We start from the raw sequence: 19,957 nt of genomic DNA, 5'->3' as shown, positions 1-19,957 counted from the left end.
CCCATATTTGTTCATATGTTGTTAAACGAATTTTCAGTATAGGCAAGATTTAACATAAATTCATCATTTTTATTTGATCATTATATGTATTCACCAAACCCATACAAAACATGGGTCTTTCCTATAAAACTGCTTATAAAGTTGTCATATTTTTTGCTTAGTGTAGACAAGAAATATGAACGTGATAAGGTGAAAATAAAGCAATGAATAGCGTATTAACAATGGCAGTAAACGATTCACCAATAACATCTGTAAAAACAACACAACCTCTTATTGCATTATATTGTGGCTCACGAGCAGGAAATAAGTCGATTTATCGAGAAAAGGCAATTGAATTAGCCAGCGGAATAGCGGAACAAGGTTTTGGTTTAGTCTACGGCGGTGCCAGCATTGGTTTAATGGGCCAAGTTGCAGAAAGTGTGCTTGCACATGGTGGAGAAGCTGTAGGTGTCATTCCTGAATTTATGCTTGATTATGAAGTCGCACATGCAGGACTAACCGAATTGCATGTGGTCGAAACCATGCATGAGCGTAAAGCCATGATGGCAGAGCGTGCAAGTGCATTTATTGCATTACCTGGCGGTTTAGGAACATTCGAAGAAATTTTGGAAATTGCGACTTGGGGCCAACTCAATCAGCACCAAAAACCCATGATTTTATATAACGTAAATGGTTTTTATAATGCATTAATTGCTCAGTTAGACCATGCAGTCCAAGAAGGTTTTCTTCCCCTTCAACACCGAGCAAAATTAATTGTATGTGAAGAAATCGATCAAATTTACAACGTCATCCGAAACTTAAAAATGCCAAAAAGATTTGTTGTGTAAACTCTCCTCTCCCAATAAAAAAGCGGTTCTTCCGCTTTTTTTGTTTTCACTATTTTCACCGTTGCCTTCAAGAGCAATTAGATTTAGTAAAGGGGTACTCAACATTGTCTTACTTTTTTTACTTTCAATTTGTTTTAAACTAGACCAAAACGTTAACTTTCAAATGTTATGAATGCCACGCCGACTCACCAAGCCTTGCAACCTGAATATCGCTTACTCGTACTTTTGGTGTCTATTGGCTTTTTTATGCAGGCATTAGATACCACAATTGTAAATACTGCTATTCCTGCAATGGCACACCATTTAAATGAAGACCCATTACGTATGCATAGCGTGGTGGTGGCTTATGTTTTGTCGGTTGCTGCCTGCATTCCTTTAAGTGGATGGTTAGCCGATCGGTTTGGCGTTAGAAATACATTTTTATCAGCAATTATTATTTTTACTTTAGCGTCTTTGGGGTGTGGGCTGTCTCAAAATCTGAATGAACTTTTATTTTTCCGTGTCATTCAGGGTGTGGGAGGAGCACTATTACTCCCCGTTGGTCGTTTATCACTTTTAAAAATTATTCCCCGAACCCAATTTCTAGCTGCTATGAGCCTCATGAGTCTGGCGGGTTTACTTGGCCCTCTCGCAGGTCCAACATTAGGGGGCTGGTTAGTTGAAGTGGCAACTTGGCACTGGATTTTTCTTATTAATATTCCAATGGGTGTACTCGGTATATTAATGACATTAAAGGTCATGCCAAATGTAAAAGAACCTACAGTTAAAACCTTTGATCTTATGGGGTTTGTACTCTTGGTGATTGCAATGATTGGCTGGTCTTTAGGTATTGAACATCTTGCCTCGCCTGAATATTCCAAATGGTTCAGTATTTCTCTATTAATAGTCGGAGTAATTGCAACGCTTTGGTATGCCTATCATTCCCATACTCATCAAAATGCATTATTCCGTAGTCGATTATTTAAAAATAAAATTTTCGCAATCGGGATTTTAGGTAATTTCTTCGCTCGCTTTGGTGGTAACGCTTTACCTTTCGTCATACCACTCATGTTGCAAGTGGCTTTTGGATTTGAACCATTTATTGCGGGTTTAATGATGATTCCACTAGTGCTAGGTTCACTATTTTCTAAGCCAATTGTTAGACCTATTATTCAGAAAATGGGATATCGCCGTTTTTTGTTAATTAACACCACATTAGTCGGTCTATGTATTGCGTCTTTTGCGATTATGACTGTCGACACGCCTACTTGGTTTAGAGCCTTACACTTTTTCTTGTTTGGTACATTAAACTCATTACAGTTTGTAGGTATGAATACACTGACTTTAAAAGACTTGCCTCAACAAGATGCGAGTAGCGGGAATAGTTTCTTATCAATGATTATGATGCTTTCTATGAGTATCGGTGTTGCATTGGCAGGTACACTCATTAATGTATTTACCAATTACTATGGTACAGCCCATGTCACAACAGCGTTTCATGTCACTCTGGTCTGTTTAGGCTGTATTAACGTCATTACTGCGCTTATCTTTTGGCAAATTCCAAAAAATACACCTGTGTAAGCAGTTGCATTTTTAGCATGGTTTCTCGCTCGTAAATCACGGTATCATGTGAGCTTCATCTTGATACTGAGTTTTGCATGACCAAGCTGGCAAAAACCTTTTCTGCACCACGCTACAACACCATAATCGGTATTGTTTTAGCTTGTGTCATGGGGGTTCTCACTTACTTCGGTCTGTTCTATCAACAAAAAGCAATTGCTCAAGATTATCCAGTTCAAGGCTTTGATATTTCTCATCATCAAGAAGAGATTAACTGGAAAAAAATATCACCCCAAAAATTCCAGTTCGTCTATTTAAAAGCGACTGAAGGTGGTGATTATAAAGATCCAAAATTTCAAGAAAACTGGTTAAAAGCACGCGAACATGGATTTCATGTTGGGGCTTATCATTTTTATCGTCTATGTCGTGATGGTAAAACACAGGCAGAAAATTTTATTGCAACTGTTCCAAAGAAAATCGATGCGCTTCCACCTGTTATCGATCTCGAATATGACAGCAACTGTATTAATGCACACACCAAAGAACAATTACTTAAAGAAATAGGCATTATGCATGACCGCTTAAAACAGCATTATGGCAAACAACCTATCTTTTATATCTCCAAAACTTTTTACCATATTGTGTTAATAGGAAATTTCCCTAATACGCCGCTTTGGGTTAGAGATTATGAAGGAAAACCTGAACTGAAAGACAAAAGAAAATGGCTCTTTTGGCAGCATAGTAATCAAGGTAAAATTGAAGGTATGACAAAGCCAGTAGACTTAAATGTTTATGAGGGTTCAGTCAAAGAGTGGCATCAATTTTTACAGCAACAAGGCATCGTGAAAGCACAATAATATGCGCAAAATCATTCATATCGATATGGATGCCTTTTATGCATCGGTCGAATTGCGAGAGCGTCCTGATTTAAAGCATCTTCCTGTCGTTATCTCTTCGCATCATCCGCGCGCTGTAATTGCGGCAGCTTCTTATCCTGCCCGTGAGTTCGGTTTACGCTCTGCTATGTCTATGAGCCAAGCAAGAAAACTATGCCCTCAAGTTGTTATTATCGAACCTAATTTTGAAAAATATCGTACAGTCTCGGCTCAAATCCATTCAATCTTTCAGCAGTATACTCTTCTCATTGAACCTTTATCGCTTGATGAAGCATATTTAGATGTCACTGAGAATTTAAAGCAAATCGCGAGTGCAACCGAAGTGGCTATGCATATTCGGGAAGATATTTTTAGACTAACAGGACTGACCGCCTCGGCTGGTGTAGCACCTAATAAATTTTTGGCAAAAGTCGCGTCTGACTGGAATAAACCGAATGGTTTATGTGTAATAAAACCATCTCAAGTCGCTACTTTTATTCAAGACCTTCCGCTAAAAAAGATTCCTGGCGTGGGCAAAGTTACCCAAGAAAAACTCCAACAGCTTGAATTGCACACACTAGGTGACTTGCAAAAAATTGAAGAAGCGGTTTTAGTTCATCACTTTGGTAAATATGGGCAACAGCTTTATTTATACGCCCAAGGTATTGATAACCGCCCTGTTCAAGCTGAACGTGCTCGTCAGCAAATTTCGAAAGAAACCACATTTGATAGTGATTTAACCCTAACTCAGTGCCAACCTTATTGGCATGGCTTAGCTGAAAAAGTTTGGCAAAGTTTAGAGAAAAAACAACTCCATGCTCGTGGTGTAAATATTAAACTCAAACTTAAAAATTTTCAGACTTTACAACACAGTAAAAGTTTTAAAACTCCAATCCATTCTCAACAAGATTTGATTCAAGTTTTATTCTTACTTTTAAATGAAATGCATATTCCCGAAAACTTCCAATTTCGTCTTATTGGGATTGGTGTTTATCAGTTACAGATCAAAGCTGACGACTTCCAACTTTCATTATTATAATTGATGTTTTTTTATTCAAAAGAACAAGTTTTAGACAAAAACAGTTACCTTTTGATCAAAAATTACAGTAATCTAATTAGCGCATATTCATTACCCATGTATTTGCAACATGCCAAAGCAACCTTTACTTTAGGCATATCGTCCTGTGATTGGCGTGACGACCAAATCCGAATATTACAGGGCTCTTCTGATACATGGCTTAGATTTTTTCATCACAATAATCTACTTAAATTCCTTTGTACTTGCTTGCACCAACCCTGCATCTATTCATAAAATCAAAGCTATTCAATAAATACACTTTAGAGCATTTTTATGACGGTAAAACGTTTACACGTGACTTCACGCTACTGCGAAGTTGCGATTTCAGGTAATTTAGTCCATTTAGCAGGCCAACTCGCTGATGACACCAGTGTAGACATTACGGCACAGACTCAACAAACTTTAGACAATATTGATCGCTTACTTGCTGAAGCTGGTACAGACAAAAGTCATATTCTTTCAGTCATGATTTTTCTAAAAGATATTGAAACAGACTATGCAGCCATGAATGCTGTATGGGATGCATGGATTAGCAAAGAAAATCCACCTGCTCGTACTTGTGTGGAGTCTAAACTTTACGCACCTGACGTACTAGTAGAAATGACTGTCGTTGCGGTACTTCCATAGTTCTTATTGATTTTAATCAATAAAAAAATTCTAATATCAGCATTTTATTCATATCGTCTTTAATAAACCCTAAAATCAAAATTTTATAATGTCTACTTGTTAAGACTTCACAAAAGCATTTGAGATTCGCTCTAACTGCGGCGTGGCATGTAAAGTTGCCATCTCTGATTCAGGGGTCAATAAATCTCTTCTTAAATCATTATAATCAGGCACACTGCTATAACGTAGTACACGGTAACCCGCAAGTTGTAATAAACGGCGTTCATACTGCTGATGTGCACGACGTAAACCATTTTCTTCAAGCATAACCACCACAAAAACTTGGTAATTTTGATCAAGTACCACAAAGTCAGCCGTCATATTTTGATATTTTCGACGGGTGTGAGCATATTTAGTTGTTAATAAAGCATCAAATGAGACATGAGCTAATACAGTAAATTTAGGAAATACTGTTTGTAAACGAGTAAGAGTCATTTGCTCATGACTACTTAATACGGCACGGCGCTTTAAAGCACTGTCTTGTTGGTGTTTTCTTGAGAGGCTTTTCGCCGCCATAATGACAGTCAAAAAGAGTAGTAAGATCGTAATTAAATAGTACATGGGTCTAATCCTTTAAGTTTTTTATAATGATTTTGCTAGATCACGCTTTGTTTTAATTGATAACGACACAGCCGTTTTTTAAAAGGTTCACTTAGTAATTTCACTTGTAGTTATCAAGCTTGGCTTAAATTTAGCCACCCTCAACATTATTTATAATCATAGAGTCAACAACAATCAAGTGCAGCTCGTCAGATTTTGGATATTTATCATTATTCGTTACGTTTTTTGTACTTTAAATCTTCAAAAATCTCACTATACGATTTAAATAACCTCATGGAAAACAAAAAAGGCTCTGTTTAAGAGCCTTTTTTATCATTATCCACGTGCTTTTGACTTTGCTTTACTTTTCCCACCAAACGGTCTCTTCTCACCTGTTTCACGCGGAGGCAAACCCGTATGTTGCGTTAGTACCTGACCTTTTTGTGGACGCTTCTGATTTGAATGATTACTCGTTTGCTGGTTATTTCGTTTAACCGAATCCCCTGCCGTAGACGAGTTTTTCTTACGGGCAGATTTATATTCCCCTTCAGTCCCTTTTGGCTGATAAGTCGGAATTAAATGCTGCTTTGAATTACCAATCAAATCAGCACGGCCCATTTCTTTTAAAGCTTCACGAAGTAATGGCCAGTTGTTTGGATCATGGTAACGCAAGAATGCTTTATGTAAACGACGGCGTTTTTCACCTTTTACAATATCAACTTTTTCAGTATAACGAGCAACTTTAGCAAGCGGGTTCTTGCCCGAATAATACATGGTGGTTGCAGTTGCCATTGGTGATGGATAGAACGTCTGTACCTGATCGGCACGGAAACCATTCTTTTTCAACCAAATAGCAAGGTGCATCATGTCATAATCTGAAGTACCCGGATGCGCAGCAATAAAGTAAGGAATTAGATACTGCTCTTTTCCTGCTTCTTTACTGAAACGGTCAAACATTTGTTTGAAGCGATCATACGTACCAATACCCGGTTTCATCATCTTAGATAACGGGCCTTGCTCAGTATGTTCAGGAGCAATTTTTAAATAACCACCAACGTGGTGTTGCACCAGCTCTTTGACATATTCAGGGTTCAATACTGCAAGGTCATAACGTAAACCTGAACCAATCAGAATCTTCTTCACACCTTTAATTGCACGTGCTTTACGGTAAAGCTGCACTAAAGGCGCGTGATCGGTATGTAAGTTTTGACAAACGCCCGGATAAACACAAGAAGGTTTACGACAGTTCTTTTCAATTTCTGGGTCCTTACAATGCAAACGATACATGTTTGCCGTTGGACCACCTAAGTCAGAAATAATGCCGGTGAAATTTGGTGCCGTATCACGAATTTTTTCAATCTCACGTAAGATCGAATCTTCCGAACGGTTTTGAATAATACGTCCTTCATGTTCTGTAATTGAACAGAATGTACAGCCGCCAAAACAGCCACGCATAATATTGACCGAGAATTTGATCATATCAAATGCAGGGAAACGCGCATCACCATAAGTAGGATGTGGCAAACGTGCATATGGTAAATCAAACACATAATCCATTTCCTCAGTAGTTAGAGGAATTGGAGGTGGGTTAATCCACACATCACGCTCACCATGGCGTTGAACCAACGCACGAGCATTACCCGGATTAGTTTCAAGGTGCAAAATACGGTTTGCATGTGCATAAAGCACTTGATCATTAGCCACTTCTTCGAAAGAAGGCAAACGGATTACTGCCAACTCTCGTGGTGGTAATTTGTGTTTAATTGCTTTTGACGGTGCTGGCTTTAATTGAACGATTTGAGTATCGTCATCGAGTTTGTCGCCTTCACGTACAATCGGATTTGCAACAATCTCTTTTTGGAAATTTTGGTACTGAGCTAAAGAGTTACCCTTTTCTTTTTCAACCTCACAGCCATCAATATCTTCTGTCATGACATATGGGTTAATAATTGGGTCAACACGCCCAACCGTATCTACATCATTACTCGCAACTTCAACAAACTTCGCTTTTGATGCTTTGTTGTGTTTATTAATAATAAATGCTGTACCACGAACATCAGTAATCTCGTGGATTTTTTCACCTTTAGCCAAACGATGCATCACATCAATAATGGCACGCTCACCATTACCATACATGAGCAAATCAGCTTTTGAGTCCATTAAAATCGAACGACGGACTTTATCTGACCAATAATCGTAGTGCGCAATACGACGTAAACTACCTTCAATACCACCTAATAACACAGGTACATCTGGGAAAGCTTCACGACAGCGCTGGCAATATACTGTTGCAGCACGGTCAGGACGTTTGTTTGGTTCATTGTTTGGAGAATATGCATCATCCGAACGGATTTTACGATCTGCCGTATAACGGTTAATCATCGAATCCATATTACCTGCGGTTACACCCCAAGCAATCGTTGGCTTACCTAAAACGCGGAAGCTTTCAACATTGGTCCAATCTGGCTGCGCAATAATTCCGACACGGAAACCTTGTGCTTCAAGTACACGCCCAATCACACCCGATACAAATGATGGGTGGTCAATATAAGCATCACCACAGACTAAAATAAAGTCACACGCATCCCAGCCGAGTTGGTCCATTTCTTCTCGTGACATCGGCAAAAATGGCGCTGGTTCAAAACACGACGCCCAATATTTGTCGTAATCAAACAGCGCTTTTGGCGCAGTTTGCATGGTATAAGCGGTAGACATGGCTTGCGAATCTCGGCTAGCAGATGAAGGAGAGACATCTAAAGATGAAAGCCGATCATTTTAACATGAATTCCATTCATTTTCCTTGTTTATAAAACATACGAAAACAATAATATAGAAATTAATTTGATTAAAGTTTATCCAATATTTTATTCTCGGAATAAATACGGCGGAATTAAATCCGCCGTAGTCTTAACACAATTTATTTATAGGTATTAGAACAAAGCTTTTGGCAAACGGATCTGAATAATTTCGTTATCGTCAGCCAGTTTTGCGTTACGTCCTGTCGAACCAGGGAAATTATTGTCATTTAGTACCGTGAGCGTTGTGCCATTTTCAATAATCACATCTTCAATAGTTTCAAACGGGAAAGCAAAAACTTGTCCCGTACCAATATCCCCTGCTCTAGCTGTGCCATACAACATATTCGGGTTAGCAATTTTAATTAAATCGACTAAATCTTCACGGCTTACTAGCTGACCTGACTCATTCAATTTAATACGGATTAATTTTTTATATCCGCCTAAATTATTCTGAGTCGCATCACGCTCAATAATAATGCCTTCTTTATTATTAAAGAGTTGGAAGTCACCAATATTGGTTGCCTTGCTGTCTAATTGGAACCAATAATATTTCCCTGTATACGCTTTTTTCTTAATGTCGAATTGAGAAATCAGCAACTGTCTTTCCGTTTCTCGAATTGATTTAATTGGCTTTTCTATAAGCGGGTAAAGATACTGCCCATCTGGTGAAATTGCCATTCCTTCAAAACCACCACTTTGCTGAACCAAAGGCTCTACAAAATTAATTTGCGCTTTATTAAACTGATTTTGTGGTGAACGTAATTCTTGGGTCGGATTTAATGGATTTGGTAAAGCGATAGGTGTATCTAGTAACACACCATCGGCTGAAAAATGAAGTAAATAAGGTCCAAACTCATCCCCAATCCAATAAGTGCCATCGCTAGTACGTTGCATTGACTCTGGGTCAAAATCAGCACCCGTTAATAGACGCTCAGGCGTGTTACCATTCACAATATTAAAAGGAATTAACTTGTTTGGATCACGCAATTGAATAAAGCTTTGTACAGTAACCTGCCCTGTACCTTTGGTTTTAGTTTTGAAATCAGGTTTTAATTTATAAATACGAAGCAAAAAGTCTGCTGAATTATCTTGTGTACCAAAGCCATTATCGGCCATTGCCATATAGCTACCATCTTCATTTTTTAATGCAGCCGAAAAACCTTGTACAGGCTGGCCTTTAAATGGAGGATAAATTCCATTTGCACCTTTTACATATGCACCAGAGTCTGGGCCAGCAGCATAAGTTTCTACAGGCAATTTGGCAAAAGAAATTAAAGTTGGTTCAGTAACATTTTCGGTAGGTGAGGTTTGTTCTTGGTCGTTGTCATCATTACATGCCGACAATCCTAAACTGGCGCAGCATAATAATGCCACTAAAGTTTTTTTGCTCATAAATTTGTACGTTTGGTAAAAAATTAAGCAAATTTAATCAAGCTTATATGAAGTTTTTACTTCAAAAAGATGAAATCTTTATGGCGAAAATATGACAAACTCAACTGTTCAATACAAACACAAACTAAATGACTTCATCAAAAAGAATTAAAGTTTCGTTGGCTGATATTCTCCAGCAATTGCTGCTTTTAAAAAGCTCTGGAACGTTGGGCATTCCATATGATTTTCAGCAGGACATACAGCAGCATGTTCTAATCCTTGACTAATAAAATGTAATCGCTTTGCCATGTGCTCTAGTTGTTCAGCTTTATCTTTTAGTTTCTGACGATCAAGATCAGGCTTACCATCTTGTCCAAACATGGTAGCGATCTCATTTAAAGAAAAACCCGCAGCACGTCCTAAAGCAATAAGTGCCAGTTGATCAAGCACCTGCTTACCATACTGCCGACGTAAACCTTGCCGCCCAATCGACTTAATTAGCCCCTTCTCTTCATAAAAACGTAGTGTAGCGGTTGTGACTTTTGCCTTTTTAGCAACTTCACCAATATCCATAATCACCTCTTGACTTCAAGTGAACTTGAACTTGCACAATAAATTTATCACGTTTCATACGTATAAAAGCAAGGTGTAAAAATGAATACCTCCACATTATTCTTCCAAGCTTTATGTCTTGGTATTGGTGCAACAGTCATTATGGATATATGGCTGTTAATACTAAAAATATTTAAGATCCCAACCTTAAATTTTGCTTTTCTCGGACGCTGGGTAGGCTGGATGTTTCAAGGAAAACTTATCCATCAATCTATAGCTCAAAGCCCTCAAATTAAGGGTGAATATTTTTTAGGTTGGATTGCTCACTGTAGTGTCGGGCTAATCTTTTCATCTAGCTTTCTTTTCATTGTTGGCTCAACTTGGCTTAGTCATCCTCAGTTTTTCTCAGCACTAGTATTTGGTGTAGTCACCGTTCTCATCCCTTTTTTTATTATGCAACCCGCCATGGGTAGTGGTTTTGCTTCATCAAAAACACCTCATCCTTTTTTGAACTGTCTAAAAAGTTTGATGAATCATAGTGTTTTTGGTTATGGCTTATATCTCACTGCAAAAATTTTTCAAATTTAAATAAAAAGGAAACTATCCATGAAAACTGTTGCCATTATTTACTATAGTCGCCAAGGGCATACACAATTTATCGCTCAGCAAATTCAAACTGGTATTTTGAGTCATCAAGATATTGAAGTAGATTTACTCAATGCCGAACATCTCGTCGAAAACCCAGAAACACTAATTAAATATGATGGTTTAATTTGGGGGTCTCCTACTTATTTAGGTGGCGTGTCTTCCAAGTTAAAACAACTCATGGATGCGACGGGACCATTATGGAAAAAACAGAGTTTTAAAGGAAAGCTAACAGCTGGATTTACCGTTTCCTCTCTTCCCGCAGGTGATAAACAATCGACACTAATTTCGATTTTTACCTTCTGTATGCAACACGGCATGTTATGGGTCGGCAACCCGATTATACCTGAGCAACACCAAGGTATTCCTTATACTCAAGCAGCCAACCGTCTCGGTTCATGGTCAGGCTTAATGGCTCAGGCTGAACATGGCAGTAATGCCGATAGGTTTGATGAAGGAGATATTAAAACTGCTCAACAATTTGGAGAAAATTTTGCATTGACCTTAAGTGCTTATCAAGGAATATAAATCCATGAAAGCACAGAAACTTTTATTCCTCTTCATTTTATGGGAATGATGTCTTTTATCGTTTCAGGTGTTTCAACTTTTAAAGTAGTAGAACTAAATCATCACCTCGTTTCATTGTGGGTATCAGCTTAGATTATTGCATGGATATTAGCTTTTCCAAGTGTATTGATTTGTGCTCCTATCGCCCAGAAACTAGTCGACATCGTATTTAAGTAAGTTGATCTGTAAGTTAAAACGTACAAAAATTGCGGTGATTTGCGGATATTCAGTTTTAGTATTATTTCATAATATATGAATCATAGAGAGACAGGATGTCTCATTGAAGAAGAATAAGAACGCAGGAAGCGGTAGTTGACAGGAGTTAGCTACATAAAGCTGAATACGAAGGAACCTCGACAGGATGTCGGGGTTTTTTCATTTCAATTATACAAAATTCTTACTTTTTAGATGTGCTGAGCAACAGAACTAATATTGATCCGATAAGTACGGCTAAATACGATTATTTCATTTGAAACTTCATTATTGGTTTTGTATTTTGCTTACCTCATCTTTAACCCAAAATCGTTTTGAACCATCACAATTACACATTCTTGGTCTGAAATTTTTCATAACTTTTTTAATGATCATAATGACAGGATGTACAAGCTTAGGCCCTAATAGTGGCTCATTTACTTGGCGTTCAAATAAGCTATCATCTGGTTTACAAAAAGCTTATTCGGTTCCACCGAGTACAGCCAATCGATTATCTCCAATGATTATTCAAAGTGCTGACAAATATAATGTTCCTCCACTTTTACTCGCGGCAGTTATAAGAAAAGAGTCGAATTACAATAGTAATGCCCGCTCTCCGACTGGGGCTGTTGGTTTAACTCAAATTATTCCAAGCTATTGGCAACAAACTTGTGCTGGTAATTTGTATGATGAATCTACAAATATCCAATGTGGTGCTTATATTTTAAATCATTACTATCAAACCGCAGATAGCTGGTTTAAAGCCACGGCCTATTATAATGTTGGACCAACAGGATATGAGCGAAGCTTCTGGATCCGTCACAAAGCGAAAAAATATGCTCGATCTATTAAGCACCATCAAAAAAATTTAAAAAGTGCCTTATAAATAAGCTTAAACAAAAGCCCATCAATAGATGGGCTTTTTTATGCGACTAATTTTATTCGTCAAATAAACCTTCAAATAACACAGAAGACAAATAACGCTCCCCACTGTCTGGCAGAATAACAACAATAGTTTTACCAGCATTTTCAGGACGCTCTGCAATTTTTGCAGCGGCTGCTAATGCAGCTCCACTTGAAATACCCACTAAAATACCTTCTTGAGTTGCACAGTTTCTCGCCCATTGAATTGCTTCTTCGCTAGTCACGGGTAAGACTTCATCTACAAGGTCCAAATCAAGATTCTTTGGAATAAAGTTCGCACCAATTCCCTGAATTTTATGCGGTGCAGGTGTAATGTTCTCACCATTTTTAGTTTGAGTAATAATTGGAGACTCAGCAGGTTCAACTGCTACTGAATACAAAGGTTTATTTTGAACCTGTTCAAAATAACGAGAAATACCCGTAATCGTACCGCCAGTACCGACGCCCGCAACTAAAATATCGACTTGCCCACCTGTAGCTTGCCAAATTTCAGGACCAGTTGTGTCTACATGAATTTGTGGATTCGCTGGGTTTTCAAATTGTTGTGGCAAGAAATAAAGATCTGGCTGTTCAGTTGCTAATCGTACAGCCTCATCAACTGCACCTTTCATTCCTTTTGCGGGTTCAGTTAATACCAAATTAGCACCTAAAGCTTTTAGTACTTTTCTGCGCTCAAGGCTCATACTTGCAGGCATAGTTAGAGTAATTGGATAACCTTTTGCCGCAGCAACAAACGCCAATGCAATACCAGTATTACCACTGGTTGGCTCAACAATATGCATACCTTCTTTTAATACACCACGCTTTTCCGCATCTGCAATAAGTGCCGCTCCGATGCGGCATTTCACAGAAAATGCAGGGTTACGGCTTTCCACTTTTGCTAATACGGTTGCACCTGTTTTAATCAATCGGTTAATACGTACTAAAGGTGTATTACCAATGGCTTCGGCATTATTTGAATATACCGCGATACCTAAATTGTTGGGAGTTGGAAATTGCTGATCGGTAGACATGTTATATCCTTATTAGATTTGGAATGATTCTGAATCATTATAGGCTTGTCTAATAAACAGGAAAGTAGAAAAAGTTAAGTAATATGAAAAAATGACAGCTACATCTATTTTAGACAGAATAAAAAAATGAATTTATTAGATCATTAGAACTACCAAACCTCACCCTCTCGCCATTCTGCGGAAATACTATCGTCCTCTGAACTATGTGAGAGTAGATCTTTCATATGGATACTCAAAGGATATAGCATAATTTCATAGTCATCAGTCAGATAAGTAGATGTATCTTGTTTGATGTACAAATCACCCCGCCAAGTAGTCCAACCTAATTTTTTATAAAATGCTTCATCTTCCGGTTGTAATGCAGCAAGTCCATATTCCAAGTCAGTTAACGCTTCAACTAAATGTTTTAATAATTGTGATGCAAGCCCCTTACCTCTCATCGTGTAATCAGTGGTCACATACTCTACATAAGCTGTTTTTACATCGGAACTACCATTTATGGTAAAAACTCTATCCGTCCATAAGGCATGTGAGACAATTTGATTGTCCAATATACCAACGACATGAATCGCTTTTTGCATGAAAGCATATTGGCTCCATGGATCTTCATCAAAAGCAGAAAAACATAACTCAGCAATCTGATGACGTTGATTTTTATCTAGATCTTGGGCTGCGATAATTTTGAACTGCATAGATGAAAACTCAAGTTTAACTATTTATAGAGTAAGCAAATATTGGAATATTATGAAATGTTTTTTTATTACAAGGCAATTTAATTGAATTAAGACACTATATCTGTGAATCAGAGCGGCTGTACAAATGTTCTTTTAGAGTTGTTTTTTATCTTTATTTTTTTATTATCCATAAAAAAACACCCCGGTTTCTTTCGAGACCGGGGTGTTTGAATAATGAGCTGGCGATGACTTACTCTCACATGGGTAACCCCACACTACCATCAGCGCTAAGAGGTTTCACTTCTGAGTTCGGGAAGGGATCAGGTGGTTCACTCTTGCTATGGTCGCCAGCACAACTGTTTATGGATACTTGCTTTGGTCTTATTGATTGCCGAAGCGTTTTCCAAATCTTTACAGATTGGGCTGATTGAATCTGACTTGTTCATTTTATCTAGTGAAGTAACTAAATCAAGTTTGTTTGTAGATTTATGAATCGATTGATGCTTTATATACAACTGCTTGGGTGTTGTATAGTCAAGCCTCACGAGCAATTAGTATTGGTCAGCTTCACATATCACTATGCTTCCACATCCAACCTATCAACGTCCTAGTCTCGAACGGCTCTTTAGAGGAATAAATTCCTAGGGAAATCTTATCTTGAGGTAGGCTTCCCGCTTAGATGCTTTCAGCGGTTATCCCTTCCGAACATAGCTACCCGGCGATGCGACTGGCGTCACAACCGGTACACCAGAGGTTCGTCCACTCTGGTCCTCTCGTACTAGGAGCAGATCCTCTCAAATTTCCAGCGCCCACGGTAGATAGGGACCGAACTGTCTCACGACGTTCTAAACCCAGCTCGCGTACCTCTTTAAATGGCGAACAGCCATACCCTTGGGACCTGCTTCAGCCCCAGGATGAGATGAGCCGACATCGAGGTGCCAAACACCGCCGTCGATATGAACTCTTGGGCGGTATCAGCCTGTTATCCCCAGAGTACCTTTTATCCGTTGAGCGATGGCCCTTCCATACAGAACCACCGGATCACTAAGACCTACTTTCGTACCTGCTCGACTTGTGGGTCTCGCAGTTAAGCGCGCTTTTGCCTTTATACTCTACGCGTGATTTCCGACCACGCTGAGCGCACCTTCGTACTCCTCCGTTACTCTTTAGGAGGAGACCGCCCCAGTCAAACTACCCACCAGACACGGTCCTCGTCCCGGATAACGGGACAGAGTTAGAACCTCAACATTACCAGGGTGGTATTTCAAGGACGGCTCCATTGGAACTAGCGTTCCAACTTCAAAGCCTCCCACCTATCCTACACAAGTAAGGTCAAAGTTCAGTGTCAAGCTGCAGTAAAGGTTCACGGGGTCTTTCCGTCTAGCCGCGGGTACACTGCATCTTCACAGCGATTTCGATTTCACTGAGCCTCTGCTGGAGACAGCGCCGCCATCATTATGCCATTCGTGCAGGTCGGAACTTACCCGACAAGGAATTTCGCTACCTTAGGACCGTTATAGTTACGGCCGCCGTTTACTGGGGCTTCGATCAAGAGCTTCGCTTACGCTAACCCCATCAATTAACCTTCCAGCACCGGGCAGGCATCACACCCTATACGTCCACTTTCGTGTTTGCAGAGTGCTATGTTTTTAATAAACAGTTGCAGCGGCCTGGTTTCTGCGGCTGTCATCAGCTCAGGAAGCAAGTTCCATCACCAACAACAGCGTACCTTCTCCCGAAGTTACGGTACCATTTTGCCTAGTTCCTTCAGCAGAGTTCTCTCAAGCGCCTTGGTCTACTCGACCTGACCACCTGTGTCGGTTTCGGGTACGATTCCTGTGTAACTGAAGCTTAGAGACTTTTCCTGGAAGCATGGTATCAGCCACTTCACTGTACAAGTACAGCTTGCTATCGGATCTCAGTATAGAGTACCCCGGATTTGCCTAAGATACATACCTACATCCTTCCACCTGGACAACCAACGCCAGGCTGACTTAACCTTCTCCGTCCTCTCATCGCATTACACAGAAGTATTGGAATATTAACCAATTTCCCATCGACTACGCCTTTCGGCCTCGCCTTAGGGGTCGACTCACCCAGCCCCGATTAACGTTGGACTGGAACCCTTGGTCTTTCGGCGAACGGGTTTTTCACCCGTTTTGTCGTTACTCACGTCAGCATTCGCACTTCTGATACCTCCAGCATACTTCTCAATACACCTTCATCGGCTTACAGAACGCTCCCCTACCACTTGACTAATGTCAAATCCGCAGCTTCGGCACATAGTTTTAGCCCCGTTACATCTTCCGCGCAGGCCGACTCGACTAGTGAGCTATTACGCTTTCTTTAAAGGGTGGCTGCTTCTAAGCCAACCTCCTAGCTGTCTATGCCTTCCCACATCGTTTCCCACTTAACTATGATTTTGGGGCCTTAGCTGGCGGTCTGGATTGTTTTCCTCTTGACTACGGACGTTAGCACCCGCAGTCTGTCTCCCGGATAGTACTCATAGGTATTCGGAGTTTGCATCGGTTTGGTAAGTCGGGATGACCCCCTAGCCGAAACAGTGCTCTACCCCCTATGGTATTCGTCCGAGGCGCTACCTAAATAGCTTTCGGGGAGAACCAGCTATCACCAGGCTTGATTAGCCTTTCACCCCTATCCACAAGTCATCCCCTGGCTTTTCAACGACAGTGGGTTCGGTCCTCCAGTTAGTGTTACCCAACCTTCAACCTGCTCATGGATAGATCGCCTGGTTTCGGGTCTATACCCAGCAACTAAACGCCCTATTAAGACTCGATTTCTCTACGGCTCCCCTATACGGTTAACCTCGCTACTGAATATAAGTCGCTGACCCATTATACAAAAGGTACGCAGTCACCGAACAAGTCGGCTCCCACTGCTTGTATGCATGCGGTTTCAGGATCTATTTCACTCCCCTCACAGGGGTTCTTTTCGCCTTTCCCTCACGGTACTGGTTCACTATCGGTCAGTCAGGAGTATTTAGCCTTGGAGGATGGTCCCCCCATATTCAGACAAGGTTTCACGTGCCTCGCCCTACTCGTCATCATTATGTGTGCCCTTTCGTGTACGGGAATATCACCCTCTACGTTCGCACTTCCCAGAGCGTTCCACTAAAACACACATAACTTAATGGGCTGATCCCCGTTCGCTCGCCGCTACTGAGGGAATCTCAATTGATTTCTTTTCCTAAGGGTACTGAGATGTTTCACTTCCCCTCGTTCGCTTTGCAACACTATGTATTCATGTTGCAATACCTACCTTAAAGTAGGTGGGTTCCCCCATTCAGAAATCTCCGGATCACAGGATATTTGCCGCCTCCCCGGAGCTTTTCGCAGGCTATCACGTCTTTCATCGCCTCTGACTGCCAAGGCATCCACCACATGCACTTAATTACTTGACTATACAACCCCAAACAGTCGATGTTACCTACAAGTTAGTAACTTCAACATTTCAGTTTAGAGTACTGTGTACTTAAACACTGTACAGCTTCAATCTAAATTCATATACCAAAACGCTTGATTCAGTTAATTTGCTAGTTCTCAATTCATCTAGATTAATTACTTAATCTAAACTCTTGAGTGAACAATTTATTTCAGACTCAATTTTGCCAATCTGTTAATGAATAAACACGCCTTCGTCAGGTCATGCTTAATACCGTGATACTTAAATCACAGAAGTTAATAAACCAAGACCGAAATCTCTATTTACTAATTTCTGTAATCCGAACTTCTCTTAAGTTCTGGTGGAGACTAGGAGAGTCGAACTCCTGACCTCCTGCGTGCAAAGCAGGCGCTCTACCAACTAAGCTAAGTCCCCAGCTTACATCATCAGTTATGTATCTTTTATCTATAACTTCAACCAGTCAAAGTCATGGTGGGTCTGACAAGACTTGAACTTGTGACCCCACGCTTATCAAGCGTGTGCTCTAACCAACTGAGCTACAGACCCTCAGATACATCTATGAAGAACAACTTGTTGTGGATTCTTACCAATCGTCAATCTTTCGTTAAGGAGGTGATCCAGCCGCAGGTTCCCCTACGGCTACCTTGTTACGACTTCACCCCAGTCATCGGCCACACCGTGGTAACCGCCCTCTTTGCAGTTAGGCTAGCTACTTCTGGTGCAACAAACTCCCATGGTGTGACGGGCGGTGTGTACAAGGCCCGGGAACGTATTCACCGCGGCATTCTGATCCGCGATTACTAGCGATTCCGACTTCATGGAGTCGAGTTGCAGACTCCAATCCGGACTACGATCGGCTTTTTGAGATTAGCATCACATCGCTGTGTAGCAACCCTTTGTACCGACCATTGTAGCACGTGTGTAGCCCTGGCCGTAAGGGCCATGATGACTTGACGTCGTCCCCGCCTTCCTCCAGTTTGTCACTGGCAGTATCCTTAAAGTTCCCGACATTACTCGCTGGCAAATAAGGAAAAGGGTTGCGCTCGTTGCGGGACTTAACCCAACATCTCACGACACGAGCTGACGACAGCCATGCAGCACCTGTATGTAAGTTCCCGAAGGCACCAATCCATCTCTGGAAAGTTCTTACTATGTCAAGGCCAGGTAAGGTTCTTCGCGTTGCATCGAATTAAACCACATGCTCCACCGCTTGTGCGGGCCCCCGTCAATTCATTTGAGTTTTAGTCTTGCGACCGTACTCCCCAGGCGGTCTACTTATCGCGTTAGCTGCGCCACTAAAGCCTCAAAGGCCCCAACGGCTAGTAGACATCGTTTACGGCATGGACTACCAGGGTATCTAATCCTGTTTGCTCCCCATGCTTTCGCACCTCAGCGTCAGTGTTAGGCCAGATGGCTGCCTTCGCCATCGGTATTCCTCCAGATCTCTACGCATTTCACCGCTACACCTGGAATTCTACCATCCTCTCCCACACTCTAGCTAACCAGTATCGAATGCAATTCCCAAGTTAAGCTCGGGGATTTCACATTTGACTTAATTAGCCGCCTACGCGCGCTTTACGCCCAGTAAATCCGATTAACGCTTGCACCCTCTGTATTACCGCGGCTGCTGGCACAGAGTTAGCCGGTGCTTATTCTGCGAGTAACGTCCACTATCTCTAGGTATTAACTAAAGTAGCCTCCTCCTCGCTTAAAGTGCTTTACAACCATAAGGCCTTCTTCACACACGCGGCATGGCTGGATCAGGGTTCCCCCCATTGTCCAATATTCCCCACTGCTGCCTCCCGTAGGAGTCTGGGCCGTGTCTCAGTCCCAGTGTGGCGGATCATCCTCTCAGACCCGCTACAGATCGTCGCCTTGGTAGGCCTTTACCCCACCAACTAGCTAATCCGACTTAGGCTCATCTATTAGCGCAAGGTCCGAAGATCCCCTGCTTTCTCCCGTAGGACGTATGCGGTATTAGCATCCCTTTCGAGATGTTGTCCCCCACTAATAGGCAGATTCCTAAGCATTACTCACCCGTCCGCCGCTAAGATCAGTAGCAAGCTACCTCTCTCCGCTCGACTTGCATGTGTTAAGCCTGCCGCCAGCGTTCAATCTGAGCCATGATCAAACTCTTCAGTTAAAATCATTTTGTACCTTATTTAAAGACAAGGTACCAATTCTGGCTCATCAATTACTGACTTAAATTTCGCTCAAATAAACTTCGAGTAATTTAAACCAATCAATCAATGAAAATTATTTCGATTAATCAA

General features: G+C 40.9%; 14 protein-coding genes, 2 tRNA genes, 3 rRNA genes and 2 pseudogenes. 9 read left to right on the top strand and 12 right to left on the bottom strand.

The window, feature by feature from the left end:
* The first annotated feature begins 203 nt into the window (after nucleotides 1–203).
* From ACLCEG_RS17980 to dinB, 4 genes are all read left to right on the top strand, one after another.
* The gene (locus tag ACLCEG_RS17980; RefSeq protein WP_410568635.1) at nucleotides 204–827 is read left to right on the top strand and encodes a TIGR00730 family Rossman fold protein; all 624 of its coding nucleotides are present in this window, start codon (nucleotides 204–206) and stop codon (nucleotides 825–827) included.
* Nucleotides 828–995: 168 nt separating this feature from the next.
* Nucleotides 996–2,387: a multidrug transporter subunit MdtD gene (gene mdtD / locus ACLCEG_RS17975; RefSeq protein WP_077164296.1), complete on the top strand. Its 1,392-nt coding sequence runs from the start codon at nucleotides 996–998 to the stop codon at nucleotides 2,385–2,387.
* A gap of 77 nt (nucleotides 2,388–2,464) precedes the next feature.
* The gene (locus ACLCEG_RS17970; RefSeq protein ID WP_410568633.1) at nucleotides 2,465–3,223 is read left to right on the top strand and encodes a GH25 family lysozyme; all 759 of its coding nucleotides are present in this window, start codon (nucleotides 2,465–2,467) and stop codon (nucleotides 3,221–3,223) included.
* 1 nt (nucleotide 3,224) lies between these two features.
* On the top strand, nucleotides 3,225–4,280 hold the full coding sequence (gene dinB / locus ACLCEG_RS17965; protein WP_410568631.1) for a DNA polymerase IV: 1,056 nt from the start codon (nucleotides 3,225–3,227) through the stop codon (nucleotides 4,278–4,280).
* Nucleotides 4,281–4,338: 58 nt separating this feature from the next.
* On the opposite strand, the pseudogene ACLCEG_RS17960 reads toward dinB, so the two are convergent.
* Nucleotides 4,339–4,401: pseudogene (locus ACLCEG_RS17960) on the bottom strand (hypothetical protein); the annotation flags it as partial.
* Between the two features lie 191 nt (nucleotides 4,402–4,592).
* Here ACLCEG_RS17960 and ACLCEG_RS17955 point away from each other — a divergent pair.
* Nucleotides 4,593–4,946 (top strand): RidA family protein, encoded by a 354-nt coding sequence (locus ACLCEG_RS17955; RefSeq protein WP_004699313.1) that lies wholly within the window; start codon nucleotides 4,593–4,595, stop codon nucleotides 4,944–4,946.
* 99 nt (nucleotides 4,947–5,045) lie between these two features.
* On the opposite strand, the gene ACLCEG_RS17950 is transcribed toward ACLCEG_RS17955, so the two are convergent.
* The 4 genes from ACLCEG_RS17950 to ACLCEG_RS17935 all read right to left on the bottom strand — a co-directional run bounded on the left by ACLCEG_RS17950 (nucleotide 5,046) and on the right by ACLCEG_RS17935 (nucleotide 10,267).
* Nucleotides 5,046–5,546: a DUF2726 domain-containing protein gene (locus tag ACLCEG_RS17950; protein ID WP_004699315.1), complete on the bottom strand. Its 501-nt coding sequence runs from the start codon at nucleotides 5,544–5,546 to the stop codon at nucleotides 5,046–5,048.
* Nucleotides 5,547–5,861: 315 nt separating this feature from the next.
* Nucleotides 5,862–8,240, bottom strand: coding sequence for a YgiQ family radical SAM protein (locus ACLCEG_RS17945; protein WP_107973096.1), 2,379 nt, complete (start codon nucleotides 8,238–8,240; stop codon nucleotides 5,862–5,864).
* 215 nt (nucleotides 8,241–8,455) lie between these two features.
* The gene (locus ACLCEG_RS17940) at nucleotides 8,456–9,715 is read right to left on the bottom strand and encodes an esterase-like activity of phytase family protein (protein ID WP_410568629.1); all 1,260 of its coding nucleotides are present in this window, start codon (nucleotides 9,713–9,715) and stop codon (nucleotides 8,456–8,458) included.
* A 147-nt stretch (nucleotides 9,716–9,862) separates the two neighbouring features.
* On the bottom strand, nucleotides 9,863–10,267 hold the full coding sequence (locus ACLCEG_RS17935) for a helix-turn-helix domain-containing protein (protein WP_410568627.1): 405 nt from the start codon (nucleotides 10,265–10,267) through the stop codon (nucleotides 9,863–9,865).
* 81 nt (nucleotides 10,268–10,348) lie between these two features.
* Here ACLCEG_RS17935 and ACLCEG_RS17930 point away from each other — a divergent pair, with 81 nt between their 5' ends.
* The 4 genes and pseudogenes from ACLCEG_RS17930 to ACLCEG_RS17915 all read left to right on the top strand — a co-directional run bounded on the left by ACLCEG_RS17930 (nucleotide 10,349) and on the right by ACLCEG_RS17915 (nucleotide 12,536).
* Nucleotides 10,349–10,834 (top strand): DUF2938 domain-containing protein, encoded by a 486-nt coding sequence (locus ACLCEG_RS17930; protein ID WP_410568625.1) that lies wholly within the window; start codon nucleotides 10,349–10,351, stop codon nucleotides 10,832–10,834.
* A gap of 18 nt (nucleotides 10,835–10,852) precedes the next feature.
* Entirely contained in the window at nucleotides 10,853–11,419 is a 567-nt protein-coding gene (locus ACLCEG_RS17925; RefSeq protein WP_410568623.1) for a flavodoxin family protein, read from the top strand.
* Nucleotides 11,420–11,423: 4 nt separating this feature from the next.
* Nucleotides 11,424–11,635 (top strand): annotated as a pseudogene (locus ACLCEG_RS17920) (DUF2798 domain-containing protein).
* A gap of 292 nt (nucleotides 11,636–11,927) precedes the next feature.
* On the top strand, nucleotides 11,928–12,536 hold the full coding sequence (locus tag ACLCEG_RS17915) for a lytic transglycosylase domain-containing protein (protein ID WP_410568621.1): 609 nt from the start codon (nucleotides 11,928–11,930) through the stop codon (nucleotides 12,534–12,536).
* Nucleotides 12,537–12,588: 52 nt separating this feature from the next.
* Here ACLCEG_RS17915 and cysK read toward each other — a convergent pair whose 3' ends face one another.
* From cysK to ACLCEG_RS17880, 7 genes are all read right to left on the bottom strand, one after another.
* Nucleotides 12,589–13,587 carry a cysteine synthase A gene (gene cysK / locus ACLCEG_RS17910; RefSeq protein WP_077165272.1) on the bottom strand — a complete coding sequence of 333 codons (999 nt, stop codon included), beginning with the start codon at nucleotides 13,585–13,587 and terminating at the stop codon, nucleotides 12,589–12,591.
* A gap of 149 nt (nucleotides 13,588–13,736) precedes the next feature.
* The gene (locus tag ACLCEG_RS17905) at nucleotides 13,737–14,279 is read right to left on the bottom strand and encodes a GNAT family N-acetyltransferase (RefSeq protein ID WP_410568619.1); all 543 of its coding nucleotides are present in this window, start codon (nucleotides 14,277–14,279) and stop codon (nucleotides 13,737–13,739) included.
* A gap of 219 nt (nucleotides 14,280–14,498) precedes the next feature.
* Nucleotides 14,499–14,613, bottom strand: a 5S ribosomal RNA gene (gene rrf, locus ACLCEG_RS17900).
* A 178-nt stretch (nucleotides 14,614–14,791) separates the two neighbouring features.
* Nucleotides 14,792–17,682, bottom strand: a 23S ribosomal RNA gene (locus tag ACLCEG_RS17895).
* Between the two features lie 340 nt (nucleotides 17,683–18,022).
* Nucleotides 18,023–18,098, bottom strand: a tRNA-Ala gene (locus ACLCEG_RS17890).
* 55 nt (nucleotides 18,099–18,153) lie between these two features.
* Nucleotides 18,154–18,230: transfer RNA gene (locus ACLCEG_RS17885), tRNA-Ile, on the bottom strand.
* A gap of 59 nt (nucleotides 18,231–18,289) precedes the next feature.
* Nucleotides 18,290–19,827 (bottom strand): 16S ribosomal RNA (locus ACLCEG_RS17880).
* Together the 16S, 23S and 5S rRNA genes with 2 tRNA genes alongside form the textbook arrangement of a ribosomal RNA operon.
* Nucleotides 19,828–19,957 lie beyond the last annotated feature (130 nt).

The organism is Acinetobacter sp. H1(2024), from assembly GCF_046557555.1.
GTDB lineage: Bacteria > Pseudomonadota > Gammaproteobacteria > Pseudomonadales > Moraxellaceae > Acinetobacter > Acinetobacter seifertii.
The sequence above is the reverse complement of the archived record's forward strand: the minus strand, read 5'-3'. Positions and strand labels throughout refer to the sequence as shown.